The sequence below is a fragment of the Micromonospora sp. NPDC003241 genome (genome assembly GCF_053589795.1).
In genome coordinates, this window is record NZ_JBSFSO010000023.1 from 86904 (window position 1) to 98987 (window position 12084).

A 12084-nucleotide genomic window follows, 5' to 3' on the forward strand; every position below is an offset into this window, starting at 1 on the left:
TGACGGGCGATGGTGAGCTCGCGCCCTCCTGATGTCTACTCGGAGCACTATCGAGCTGATCCGTTTGTGCCATCGCCCGTTGCGACCACCCGGCCGATGGACCACCGCCAGCCCGCGACCTTTGACGATCCGTCGACGCTCTCAGCTCGACAGTGCCCGACCGGCAAGACCCGCACCGGCCCGACGACGATCCGCCACCGCGCTTCTCACGAACGACCGGCCCCGACCGGCATGACCCGACCGGCATGACCCGCACGGGACACCGCTCGAATGTCGACGCCGGCCCGGGCGCTGGTAGGACCACCACGAAGGGCAGCAGCGCGGCCCGACCTGCCGCCCACGCCAGCTTGACCCGCTGCCGACCCGGCTCGACCCGCCGCCGCCAGCGCCAGCCGGACCCACTGCTGCCCCGGCCGAACCGCCGCCCACGCCGGCCGAACCGCCGCCCACGCCAGCCGAACCGCCGCCCACGCCAGCCGGACCCGCCGCCGGCGCCGGTCGGCCCGTCGGGCGCTCCTCGTGCGCCCGACTGCGGACGCTCAGCCGGCGGACGCTCAGCCGGCGGACGGCGTCGGGCGGCGCACCGGGCTGAGGTGGCGGGCGTACGCGCCGGTGGTGAAGAAGGCGGGCAGGTCCTCGCCGAGGGCGGTCTCCTCGACGATGCGCGCCGCGTGTCCGGCGCGCTCGCGCCCGGCGGTGTCACCGCGCCCCTCGACCAGGGTGGCCAACTCCTCGTCCAGGATCGTCCGGACCCGGTCCTCGGTCACGCTGCCGCCGCCGGCCAGCGGCGTACCGTGGTGCAGCCACTGCCAGACCTGGCAGCGAGCGATCTCGGCGGTCGCCGCGTCCTCCATCAGGTTCCACAGGGCCACCGCACCGGCTCCGCCGAGCCAGGCGTCGACGTAGCGCAGCGCCACCGCGATGTTCGATCGCAGCCCCGCCTCGGTGACCTGACCGGGGGTCTTGTCCACGGCAAGCAGGTCGGCGGCGGTGACCTCGACGTCGTCGCGCTGCCGGTCGAGTTGGTGCGGGCGTTCGCCGAGCACCGCGTCGAACTCCTCGCGGCAGGTCGGCACCAGGCCGGGGTGGGCGACCCAGGAGCCGTCGAAGCCAGCGGCGGCCTCCCGCTGCTTGTCGGCCCGCACCCGGCTCAGCGCCGTCTCGTTGACCGCCGGGTCGCGGCTGGGCACGAACGCGGCCATGCCGCCGATCGCGTGCGCCCCGCGCCGGTGGCAGGTCCGCACCAGCAGCTCGGTGTACGCGCGCATGAACGGCACGGTCATCGTGACCTCGGACCGGTCCGGCAGGACGAAGTCCGGCCACTGCCCGAAGTTCTTGATGATGCTGAAGATGTAGTCCCACCGTCCGGCGTTCAGCCCCGCCGAGTGGTCCCGCAACTCGTAGAGGATCTCCTCCATCTCGAAGGCGGCGGTGATGGTCTCGATCAGGGTGGTCGCCCGGATCGTGCCCTGCGGCAGCCGCAGGTAGTGCTGGGCGAAGACGAAGACGTCGTTCCACAGCCGCGCCTCGCGGTGGTCCTCCAGCTTGGGCAGATAGAAGTACGGTCCCGCGCCGGCCGCGAGTTGCCGCCGGGCGCAGTGGAAGAGGTAGAGACCGAAGTCGACCAGGCTGGCCGAGATCGGCCGACCGTCCACCACGATCCCCTTCTCCACCAGGTGCCAGCCGCGTGGACGGACCACGATGGTGGCGAGGTCGTCGCCGAGGGCGTACCGCTTGCCGCGCGCGTCGGTGAAGTCGATCCGGCGGTCCAGCGCGTCCATCAGGTTGAGCTGCCCACCGATGACGTTGTCCCAGGTGGGGGCGGTGGCGTCCTCGAAGTCGGCGAGCCACACCCGGGCACCGGAGTTCAGCGCGTTGATCGTCATCTTGCGGTCCGGCGGGCCGGTGATCTCGACCCGCCGGTCTTCGAGGCCGGGTGCGGGCGGCGCCACCCGCCAGCTCGGATCGGCGCGGACGCCGATGGTCTCCGGCAGGAAGTCGGGCAACTGGCCGGTGGCGAACCGGTCCCGGCGGGCCCGTCGAGTGTCCAGCAGCGCCACCCGGCGGGCGGCGAACTCGCTGTCCAGCGTGACCAGGAACTCCAGCGCCTCGGGGGTGAGCACCTCGTCGAAGCGCTCCGCCACCGGGCCGATGATCTCGTACCTCATGCGAACTGCTCCTCCTCGGTCGAGCCGCGCAGGGCGGTGGTCTCGGCGGCCGGGTTGAGCACCGTGCTGATCAGGTCGAAGTAGCCGGTGCCCACCTCGCGCTGGTGCTTGACCGCGGTGTAACCGGCGGCCTCGGCCGCGAACTCCCGCTCCTGGAGCGACACGTACGCCGGCATCCCCTCGGCGGCGTAGCCCCGGGCCAGGTCGAACATCGAGTAGTTCAGCGCGTGGAAGCCGGCCAGCGTGATGAACTGGAACTTGTATCCCATGTGGCCGAGTTCGCGCTGGAACTTGGCGATGGTGGCGTCGTCGAGGTGCTTGCGCCAGTTGAACGACGGCGAGCAGTTGTAGGCGAGCAGCTGGTCCGGGTACTCGTCCTTGATCGCCTCGGCGAAGCGGCGGGCGACCTCCAGGTCCGGCGTGCTGGTCTCCATCCAGAGCAGGTCGGAGTGCGGGGCGTAGGCGAGACCTCGGGCGATGCACGGCTCGATGCCGTTGCGGACCCGATAGAAGCCCTCCGGGGTGCGCTCGCCGGTGACGAATGGGCGGTCCCGCTCGTCCACGTCGGTGGTGAGCAGGGTGGCCGCCTGCGCGTCGGTGCGGGCCACCACCACCGTCGGCACTCCGGCGACGTCGGCGGCGAGCCGGGCCGCCTCCAGCGTGCGGACGTGCTGCCCGGTGGGGATGAGCACCTTCCCACCGAGGTGGCCGCACTTCTTCTCGGCGGCGAGTTGGTCCTCCCAGTGCACCCCGGCCGCACCGGCCGCGATCATCGCGCTCATCAGCTCGTACGCGTTGAGCACGCCGCCGAAGCCGGCCTCCGCGTCGGCGACGATCGGGGCCAGCCAGTCGATGCCCGAGGTGTCGCCCTCGGCGGTGGTGATCTGGGCGGCCCGCAGCAGCGCGTTGTTGATCCGACGCACCACGGCCGGCACCGAGTTGGCCGGGTAGAGGCTCTGGTCCGGATAGGTGTGGCCGGCCAGGTTGGCGTCGGCGGCGACCTGCCAGCCGGACAGATAGATCGCCTTGAGCCCGGCCCGGACCATCTGCACCGCCTGGTTGCCGGTGAGCGCCCCCAGCGCGTGGACGTAGTCCTCGCTGGTGAGCAGCCGCCACAGCCGGTTGGCGCCGTGCCGGGCCAGGGTGTGTTCCTCCTGGATGGCACCACGCAACCGGATGACGTCCTCGGCGCGGTAGCTGCGCCGTACTCCCCGCCAGCGGGGGTTGGTCTCCCATTCGTGCTGCAACTGCTCGACCGCGGAAAGCATCGTATTCATCCCCTTCGGGTTTCCGATTGACCATCGGTGCGTCGACGCCGACGCCGCTCACCGGTGTGTCTCACACGGTCACACGGTCTGTCAGGGCCGGTCGAGAGACGGAAAGAGCCAATTATTGAAAAGCCGAAGGGCGATTTTGCAAAGTTGCGAAAGGCTCTATTCGCAGCAGTGCTAATGTGGCGACCCAGTCCGCCGATCGGGAGGTTGAGGCGATGACCAAGACCTTTGCCGGTGCCCGCCTGCGCCGGCTGCGCGAGGAGCGTGGGATCAGCCAGACGGAGCTGGCCCGGCACCTCGGCATCTCCCCGAGCTACCTGAACCAGATCGAGCACGACACCCGCCCGTTGACCGTGCCGGTGCTGCTGCGCATCACCGAGCTGTTCGGCGTCGACCCGACCGTGTTCGCCGCGCACGACACCCCGCGCCTGGTCGCCGGGCTGCGCGAGGCCCTGCCCGCCCGGGCCGGCATCACCGAGCTCACCGAACTCGCCACCCGGCTGCCCGAGGTCGCCGCCGCCGTCATCGACCTGCACCGGCGCTACCAGCAGGTTGACGAGCAGCTCGCCGAGCTGGTCGGTGACCGGGAACGGATCGGGCGCAGTCCACACGACCAGGTGACCGAGTTCTTCTACCGCCGGCAGAACTACGTACCGGACCTGGACGAGGAGGCCGAACGGCTGGCCGCCCGGATGGCGCTGCGCCGGGGCGAGGTGCGTGTCCTGCTGCGCGACCGGTTGGCGCAGCGACACGGGGTACGCGTCACCCGCGAGGACGCCGGTTCGCTCGGCGGCGACCTGCACCGCTACCGCCCGCAGACCCGCACCCTGCACCTGTCCACCTCGCTGCGGGGCGGGCAGGAGGCGATGCGGATGGCCGCGCAGATCGCGTTGCTGGAGTTCGCCGACGTGATCGACGAGATCGTCGAGTCGGAGAACTTCGACGACGTGCAGACCCAGATCCTGACCCGGGTCGGCCTGGCCAACTACTTCGCGGCGGCGCTGCTGCTGCCGTACGAGCACTTCCTGGCCGCCGCCGAGCAGCGCCGCTACGACATCGACCTGCTGACCCAGCACTACGCGCTGGGCTGGGAGACGGTCTGCCATCGGCTCAGCACCCTGCAACGCCCCCGGGCGCGCGGCGTGCCGTTCTCCTTCGTCCGGGTGGACCGGGCCGGCAACATGTCCAAGCGACAGTCCGCCACCGGCTTCCCGTTCTCCCGCACCGGCGGCACCTGCCCGCTGTGGAACGTCTACGAGGCGTTCGGCGCGCCCGGGCGGGTGGTCACCCAGGTCGCCGCGATGCCGGACGGGCAGCGTTACCTCTGGATCGCCCGCACCATCACCCGACACCACGGCGGTTACGGCCAGCCCGGCAAGGTGTACGCGATCGGGCTGGGCTGCGAGACGCGGCACGCCGGGCGGTTGGTCTACTCCACCGGGATGGACCTGCACGTGGCCGAGGCGGCCATCCCGATCGGGCCGGGCTGCAAGACCTGCGAGCGGATGAGCTGTCCGCAGCGGGCCGCCCCACCGATCAGCCGGCACCTGGACCTGGACGAGAACCGCAGCACCTTCATCCCGTACCCGCTTCGGGACTGAACCCGGCGCCCGGCGCGCGTAGCCCGGACGCGCACGGCCTGCTATAGATGGTGGTTGATGTCGATGTGATCCGCCCACCCCCGTCGGGCGGGCCACCACCACGCCGCCCCACCGACGGGCCGTCCACATCGGAGACGGCATGACACGTCACGCTCGCGTCCTGTCCCCCCTGGCCGTACTCGTCGTCCTCGCCGCGCTGCTCGCACCGGTCTCCCCCGCCCGGGCCGTGCCACCGAAGACGCCCCCGCTCACCACCCCCTGGACCAGTCAGGCGCTGGCCGGCACCCCGCTGCCGGAGTACCCGCGGCCGCAGATGACCCGACCCGACTGGCTCAACCTCAACGGCGAGTGGCAACTGCGCCAGTCCGCCACCGACGACGCCCCGCAGTTCGGCGTCGACCTGCCGGAGCGGGTCAACGTGCCGTTCCCGGTGGAGAGCGCCCTGTCCGGGGTGCAGCGCGCCGCCGCCGACAACCGTCACTACCTGCACTACCGCCGCACCGTCACGGTGCCGGCCGGGTGGTCGGGCCGCCGCGTCCTGCTGCACTTCGGCGCGGTGGACTGGCAGGCCACGGTCTGGGTGAACGGCACCCGGGTCGGCACCCACAGCGGCGGCTACGACGCGTTCAGCTTCGACGTCACGCCGCAGTTGCGCACCGGCCAGAACGAGATCGTGGTCAAGGTCTGGGACCCCACCGACAGTCGACAGAACGGCAGTCTGCCGCCGATCGGCAAGCAGACCAAGACACCGAACGGCATCTTCTACACACCGGTCTCCGGCATCTGGCAGACCGTCTGGCTGGAACCCGTACCCGCCGCCTCGATCAGCCGGGTCGACACGTACCCGAACCTCGCCGACGGCACGCTACGGGTGCGGGTGCACACCCGCGGCACCGTCACCGGCCACCGCGTGCTCGCCGAGGCCCTGACCGGCGGCACCGTGGTCGGCACCGCCACCGGCGGCTTCACCGAGTTCACCGTGCCGGTGCCGAACGCCCGCCGCTGGTCCCCCGACGACCCGTTCCTGTACGACCTGCGGATCACGTTGCGCAACGCCGCCGGTACATCCGTGGACCGGACCACCCACTACTTCGGCATGCGGGAGATCACCACCCGGACGGTCGGCGGGGTGTTGCGTCCGCTGCTCAACGGCGAGTTCGTCTTCCAGGCCGGCACCCTCGACCAGGGCTACTGGCCGGACGGCCTCTACACCGCGCCCACCGACGCCGCCCTCGCCTTCGACCTGCAGAAACACAAGGACCTCGGGTTCAACATGGTCCGCAAGCACATCAAGGTCGAACCGCAGCGCTGGTTCTATCACGCCGACCGCCTCGGCCTGCTGGTCTGGCAGGACATCCCGTCGCTGACCGCCCAGGAGGTCGACGCGACCGACGCCCAGCAGGCCCAGTTCGAGGCGGAGGCCCGGGAGATCGTCGACGAGCACCGCAGCAGTCCGGCGGTGGTCGCCTACACCGTCTACAACGAGGGCTGGGGTGAGCGGGCGCTCGCCGACACCCGCCGGGTCGGCCAGAACGTCAAGAACCAGGACCCGACCCGGCTGGTCAACACGCACAGCGGCCACAACTGCTGCCAGTCCCTCGGCGACCCGGGCAACGGCGACATCGACGACTGGCACGTCTACCTCGGACCCGCCTCCCCCGCCCCGTCCGCCTCCCGGATCGCGGTGCTCGGCGAGTTCGGCGGCCTCGGACTGCGGGTGCCCGGGCACGAGTACAGCCCCAGCGGCGGCTTCTTCGCGTACGAGTGGCAGCCCACCTCGACGGCACTGACCGACCGGTACGTCGGCCTGGTCGAGGGCGTCCGGAACCTGATGGTCGGTACCGGGCTCAGCGCCTCGGTCTACACCGAGATCACCGACCTGGAGGGCGAGCTGAACGGTTTCCTCACCTACGACCGCCGGGTGGTCAAGATGGACGAGGCCCGGGTACGCGCCGCCAACCGCGCCCTGATCGACGCGTCCCGGTCGATCACGCCCCGCCAGCCGGTCGCGCTGCCGGTGGGCGCCCGCCACTCGTGGCAGGTGACCACGCCCGGCCACACCGGACGGTACCTGCGGCACCAGAACGGTCTGGCGTACACCGAGATCGTCACCGCGGGCAGCGCGGCGCTGCTCAAGCAGGACGCCACGTACACGATCCGGGCGGGTCTGGCCGACGGGAGCTGCTACTCCTTCGAGTCGGTGAACTTCCCGGGGCAGTACCTGCGCCACGCCGATTCCCGGGTCCGCAACTCGCCCGACGACGGCTCCGCGCTGATGCGCGCCGACGCCACCTGGTGCGCCCGCTCCGGGCTCACCGGCAGCGGTGTGTCGCTGGAGTCGTACAACTACCGGGGGTCCTTCCTGCGTCACTACGACTCGCAGGTGTGGTTGAGCAACGGCGCGGGTGGTGCCGCGTACCAGTCGCCCGCGCTCTGGGCGGTGGACAGCACCTGGCATCTCGCGAGTCCCTGGGCGCCCTGACCGGCCGTCCGCGACCCGGTGGCCCGGACCGGTCGGTCCGGGCCACCGGCGTGGCCACCCACCCCGACCACACCGGTCGCGCAGCGTCACGACCGCGACGGAGCTGCCGATACACTTGCCACCCCTCCGTCCAGGGCAGGTGCATTGGCTCGTCGTCGCTTCCGCGTCCCCCGTCCGCTGCGCGCCGCCCTCGGCCTGCTCGCGACCACCGCGCTGCTGGCCGGCTGCTCGGTGACCGCCCCGCCCACCACGCCCGCCCCGCTGCGGGTGCTCCAGATGAACCTCTGCAACAGCGGCATGGCCCTGGGCTGCTACACCGGACGGGCAGTGGACCAGGCCGCCGAGGTGATCCGCGCCGAACGCCCGGACATCGTCACGCTCAACGAGATCTGCTCCGGTGACGTGGACGCGTTGGAGCGCGCCATGACCGGTGTGCACTCCGGCACCGTGGTCGCGGCCTTCCAGCCCGCCCGCAACGGCCGCACCGGCGAGCCCTACCGCTGCGTCAACGGCCAGCAGTACGGCGTCGGCGTGCTGGCCCACGTCGCCGACCCGTACCGGGGGCACGAACTGCACCGGGGGGTCTTCCCGGCGCAGGACCCGGCCGACCCCGAGCAGCGCGCCTGGCTCTGCGTGGACGCCAGCACCGTCTTCTACGCGTGCACCACGCACCTGGCGTACACCAGCTCGACGCTGGCGTTGGCCCAGTGCGGGCACCTGCTCGGGGTGGCCGTACCCGAGCTGCACGCCGGTGCCGGCTACCAGCCGACGGTGGTCAGCGGCGACCTCAACCTGCGGCACGGCGGCACGCCCGACGTGCGGTCCTGCGTACCCGCCGACTACCAGCACCTGCACGACGGCGGGGTGCAGCAGTTCATGGCCACCCCGGACCTGACGATCACCGCCAGCAGGTCGATCGACATGCGTGGCACGACCGACCACGCGGCGTTCCTGGTCACCCTCACCACCGAGCGGGCCGAACACCCCGCTGCCTGACGACCCCGACCGTCAGTCCCACCAGAACGCCCAGGTCGGGGCGTTGACGATGCGGTCCGCGTAGCCGGCGATCGTGCACGGGCTCTGCCCCTGCCAGATGTTGTCCGGGCAGAAGGCGAAGTGCTCGGCGGCGATCGGCAGCGCCTCGTCGATGGTCGTCGGCGGGGCGGCGACCGACAGGTACAGCTCGGCGAAGCCGAGGCCGATCACGCGTACCCCGAACCGATCCTCCCAGCTGCGCAGCACCGCGGAGAGTCGGCCGGTGTCGTTGGTGTAGTTGACCGGCCCCTGCCAGCCGACGACGGCGAGCGCGTCGCTGCCCCGCTCGGCGGCGACCAGACCGAGCCGCATGTCGGGCTGGGCCAGCGACAACTGCTCGGCCCAGTGGTCGGCGTGCTCCTGCGGCGTCACCCGGGGCGACGCCGGTGCGGCCAGGCCGGGCCAGTCCTGGCCGTAGGGCGCGGAGACGGCGAGCTGCCGGCTGGTCGGCTCACCGACCTCGTAGTCGGTGGTGTGGTCGGACCACCATCCGGCCAGCAGCCGCTCGGGGTCGTGCTCCGCCGGGTCGGAACTGCTCGCCGGCCACAGCTCGCCGTCGGCCCAGGGGCGATCCGGGTCGCCGTGCAGGTGGTCGAGGAGCAGCGGCCACAGCCCCGACCCGGCGTGCGCCGCGTGCAGCTCCGGCCACAGTCCGGACGGGGCCGGACCGTCGCTGAGCCACAGCGCGGGACGCTCGTCGGGGGCCTCCTCGCTGCGGACCGTGCGGCCGGGCGGGAGCGACACGGGCAGGGTGCGGCGGCGCGTCGGCGCGTCGGCGAACAGCTCGGCCAGATCGGTGGGAAGGTCGTTCAACTGCGAGGTCACGAGGCGTGAGGATAGTCGCCTACACCGACAACTCCGGCCGACGAGCCGGTCACTCCGACCCGCACCGCTCCCGCCGTCAGTCGGCCAGGATCTGCTCGCGCAGGATGTCGGCGTGACCGCAGTGCTCGGCCAGCTCGCGCAGCACGTGCAGGTAGACCCAGCGCAGCGGGATCGGGCCACGTCGGTTGCCGGTGAGCACGTCGTCCAACCCGATGGAGGCGGTGGCGCGACGGGACGCCGCACACGCCTGCCGGTGTGCCTCCTGGACGCTGGCGACGGTGTCACCGTCGTCGAGCAGGAACGACTCGTCCGGCGTGGCCGGGATGCCGATCTCGGCACGCGACCGGCGCGTCACCGCCTCGTCGAACCAGACCTTCTCCACGAAGGTCGCGTGCTTGACCAGACCCAGCAGGGTCGTCCGGGACGGCACCAACGATCGGCGGGCCTGCTCCTCGGTCAGCCCGTCGAGACAGTGCTGGAGCTCGGCGCGGTGCTGGTCGATGAAGACCTCGAACTGCTCCCGCAGTGCCGCGTCGATGACCCGCTCGAAGTCGGGCACGGAGGGTGATGACATGAGTGAAGCATGTCAACACCGCGACGGCGGGGCAAACAGGTTGGCGGATCCTCGCCGCGTGCTGCCGTCAGCAGAATGCCTTGGCCGGTCGCGGCCGGTCCGGACATCCTGGCCGCATGGACCTGGGCTTCGGTGGTGAGGTGGCACGGCTCTACCAACGTTACCGGCGCGGCTATCCGCCGGCCGTCTTCGACGTGCTGGCGACGACGTTCGGTCTCACGCCGCAGGACGTGGTCGTCGACCTCGGCTGCGGTACGGGCCAGCTCACGCTGCCGATCGCCGCCCGGGTGCGCGCGGTCGTCGGGATCGATCCCGAGCCCGACATGCTCGTACTCGCTCGCCGTGCCGCCGAGGACCAGCGGGTCGACAACGTGAGCTGGTTGCTCGGTGCCGACTCCGACCTGCCCGCGTTGGGTCGGTTGTTCGGCGACGGCAGTGTGGGCGTGGTGACCGTCGGGCAGGCTCTGCACTGGATGGCGCATGAGGACGTGTTCGCCGGGCTCCGTCCGCTGCTGCGCCCCGGTGGCGGGGTCGCGGTGGTGGCCAACGGGACGCCGCTGTGGCTTCAGGACACGTCCTGGTCGCGGGCGCTACGTGCCTGCCTGGAACGCTGGCGCGGCACCGAGCTGAGCCGGAGCTGTGGCACCGACACCGACAGCCGACGCCGGTACGCCGACGCGCTCACCCGGCACGGTTACCTCGTCACCGAGACCGTGGTCGAATACGCCGACGAGATCGACCTGGACGCTCTTCTCGGCGGCGTCTACTCCAGCTTCCCGGTCGACGCCCTGCCCCCGGCGGAGCAGCGGACGGAGCTGTCCACGATGATCCGCGACGCGCTGGGCCCGGCGACCCGGTTCCGCGAGCACGTCCGCGTATGCGTGCTGACCGGCCGGATCGGGTAGTCCCGACCCGGCCGGTCGCAGGTCAGCGTTGCACGCGGGCGCCGGCTCCGCGCACCAGTGCCTCCACCTCGGCGAGGTTGGCCATCGACGTGTCGCCGGGGGTGGTCATCGCCAGGGCGCCGTGGGCGGCGCCGTACTCCACGGCCTGGGCCAGGTCGCCGTCGCGCTCCAGCAGGCCGTAGATGAGCCCGGAGGCGAAGCTGTCGCCGCCGCCGACCCGGTCCATGATCTCCAGGCCGGGGCGGTGGGTGGCCTCGGCGAACGCGCCACCCGACCACGCCACGGCGCCCCAGTCGTTGACCGTCGCGCTGCGCACGCCGCGCAGCGTGGTCGCCACGACCTTGAAGTTCGGGTACTCCTGGACGACGGCCTCGATCATCGTCTTGAAGTTGCCGGCATCGAGCGCGCCGCTGTGGATGTCCGTGTCCGGCACCTCGAATCCGAGGCAGGCGGTGAAGTCCTCCTCGTTGCCGATCATCACGTCGACCAGGGCGGCGAGCCGACGGTTGACCTCCCGGGCGCGGTCCTGACCACCCACCGCCTTCCAGAGGCTGGGCCGGTAGTTCAGGTCGTAGGAGACGATGGTGCCGTTCCGGCGGGCGGCGGTCATCGCGGCCTCGGCGGTCTGCGCGGCCGTCTCCGACAGCGCCGCGTAGATGCCGCCGGTGTGCAGCCACCGCACCCCGAGCGTGCCGAAGAGGTGGTCCCAGTCGACGTCGTCCGGCTTGAGCTGGCTGGCGGCGGAGTGGCCCCGGTCGGAGGTGCCGACCGCCCCACGTACGCCGAAACCGCGCTCGGTGAAGTTCAGTCCGTTGCGCACGTTGCGGCCGATGCCGTCGTAGGGCAGCCAGGTGACGAAGCTGGTGTCCACGCCGCCCTGCAGGATCAGGTCCTCCAGCAGCCGGCCGACCTCGTTCTGGGCGAACGCGGTGACCACCGCGGTCCGCAGGCCGAAACAGCGGCGCAGGCCCCGGGCCACGTTGTACTCGCCGCCACCCTCCCAGGCCCGGAACTGACGGGCGGTGCGGACCCGCCCCTCACCGGGGTCGAGTCGCAGCATGACCTCGCCGAGCGAGACCAGGTCGTACCGGCACTCGTCCTTCGGCCGAGGAGTCAGCGCACTCGTACTCTCGCTCATGCCGGCACTCCGCTCCGCTGCGTGCCGCCACGAGGCACCACCGCACTGAACCCGATGATTCGCTCGCTCTGCTCGCTCATGC

Annotated in this window: 9 protein-coding genes; 4 read left to right on the plus strand and 5 right to left on the minus strand. The window is 71.6% G+C overall.

What is annotated here, in order from left to right; translation table 11 throughout:
- Positions 1-554: 554 nt before the first annotated feature.
- Together aceB and aceA are read right to left on the minus strand one after the other, a co-directional pair.
- On the minus strand, positions 555-2168 hold the full coding sequence (gene aceB / locus ACWDVW_RS19350) for a malate synthase A (protein WP_449950649.1): 1614 nt from the start codon (positions 2166-2168) through the stop codon (positions 555-557).
- The gene (gene aceA / locus ACWDVW_RS19355; protein WP_449950652.1) at positions 2165-3436 is read right to left on the minus strand and encodes an isocitrate lyase; all 1272 of its coding nucleotides are present in this window, start codon (positions 3434-3436) and stop codon (positions 2165-2167) included. The genes aceB and aceA overlap by 4 nt, the downstream gene beginning before the upstream one ends.
- Before the next feature lie 221 nt (positions 3437-3657).
- On the opposite strand from aceA, the gene ACWDVW_RS19360 reads away from it, so the two are divergent.
- From ACWDVW_RS19360 to ACWDVW_RS19370, 3 genes are all read left to right on the plus strand, one after another.
- Positions 3658-5043: a short-chain fatty acyl-CoA regulator family protein gene (locus tag ACWDVW_RS19360; protein WP_449950655.1), complete on the plus strand. Its 1386-nt coding sequence runs from the start codon at positions 3658-3660 to the stop codon at positions 5041-5043.
- Positions 5044-5182: 139 nt separating this feature from the next.
- Positions 5183-7525, plus strand: a complete 2343-nt coding sequence (locus tag ACWDVW_RS19365) for an AbfB domain-containing protein (RefSeq protein ID WP_449950657.1) — start codon at positions 5183-5185, stop codon at positions 7523-7525.
- A 144-nt stretch (positions 7526-7669) separates the two neighbouring features.
- Entirely contained in the window at positions 7670-8521 is an 852-nt protein-coding gene (locus ACWDVW_RS19370; RefSeq protein ID WP_449950660.1) for an endonuclease/exonuclease/phosphatase family protein, read from the plus strand.
- A 12-nt stretch (positions 8522-8533) separates the two neighbouring features.
- Here the strand turns inward: ACWDVW_RS19370 and ACWDVW_RS19375 are convergent, their stop codons facing one another.
- Both ACWDVW_RS19375 and ACWDVW_RS19380 read right to left on the minus strand, forming a co-directional pair.
- The gene (locus ACWDVW_RS19375; protein ID WP_449950662.1) at positions 8534-9385 is read right to left on the minus strand and encodes a DUF4253 domain-containing protein; all 852 of its coding nucleotides are present in this window, start codon (positions 9383-9385) and stop codon (positions 8534-8536) included.
- A 76-nt stretch (positions 9386-9461) separates the two neighbouring features.
- Complete coding sequence (locus tag ACWDVW_RS19380; protein ID WP_396748486.1) at positions 9462-9959, minus strand: DinB family protein; 498 nt, start codon at positions 9957-9959, stop codon at positions 9462-9464.
- A 116-nt stretch (positions 9960-10075) separates the two neighbouring features.
- Here ACWDVW_RS19380 and ACWDVW_RS19385 point away from each other — a divergent pair, with 116 nt between their 5' ends.
- Positions 10076-10864, plus strand: coding sequence for a class I SAM-dependent methyltransferase (locus ACWDVW_RS19385; protein ID WP_449950665.1), 789 nt, complete (start codon positions 10076-10078; stop codon positions 10862-10864).
- 22 nt (positions 10865-10886) lie between these two features.
- Here the strand turns inward: ACWDVW_RS19385 and ACWDVW_RS19390 are convergent, their stop codons facing one another.
- Positions 10887-12002, minus strand: a complete 1116-nt coding sequence (locus ACWDVW_RS19390; protein ID WP_449950668.1) for a sugar kinase — start codon at positions 12000-12002, stop codon at positions 10887-10889.
- Between the last annotated feature and the right edge of the window lie 82 nt (positions 12003-12084).

Bases quoted from the DNA above. Each gene is read 5' to 3' on its own strand.
- aceB (WP_449950649.1), bottom strand. From the start codon at position 2,168: ATGAGGTACGAGATCATCGGCCCGGTGGCGGAGCGCTTCGACGAGGTG.
- aceA (WP_449950652.1), bottom strand. From the start codon at position 3,436: ATGCTTTCCGCGGTCGAGCAGTTGCAGCACGAATGGGAGACCAACCCC.
- ACWDVW_RS19360 (WP_449950655.1), top strand. From the start codon at position 3,658: ATGACCAAGACCTTTGCCGGTGCCCGCCTGCGCCGGCTGCGCGAGGAG.
- ACWDVW_RS19365 (WP_449950657.1), top strand. From the start codon at position 5,183: ATGACACGTCACGCTCGCGTCCTGTCCCCCCTGGCCGTACTCGTCGTC.
- ACWDVW_RS19380 (WP_396748486.1), bottom strand. From the start codon at position 9,959: ATGTCATCACCCTCCGTGCCCGACTTCGAGCGGGTCATCGACGCGGCA.
- ACWDVW_RS19385 (WP_449950665.1), top strand. From the start codon at position 10,076: ATGGACCTGGGCTTCGGTGGTGAGGTGGCACGGCTCTACCAACGTTAC.
- ACWDVW_RS19390 (WP_449950668.1), bottom strand. From the start codon at position 12,002: ATGAGCGAGAGTACGAGTGCGCTGACTCCTCGGCCGAAGGACGAGTGC.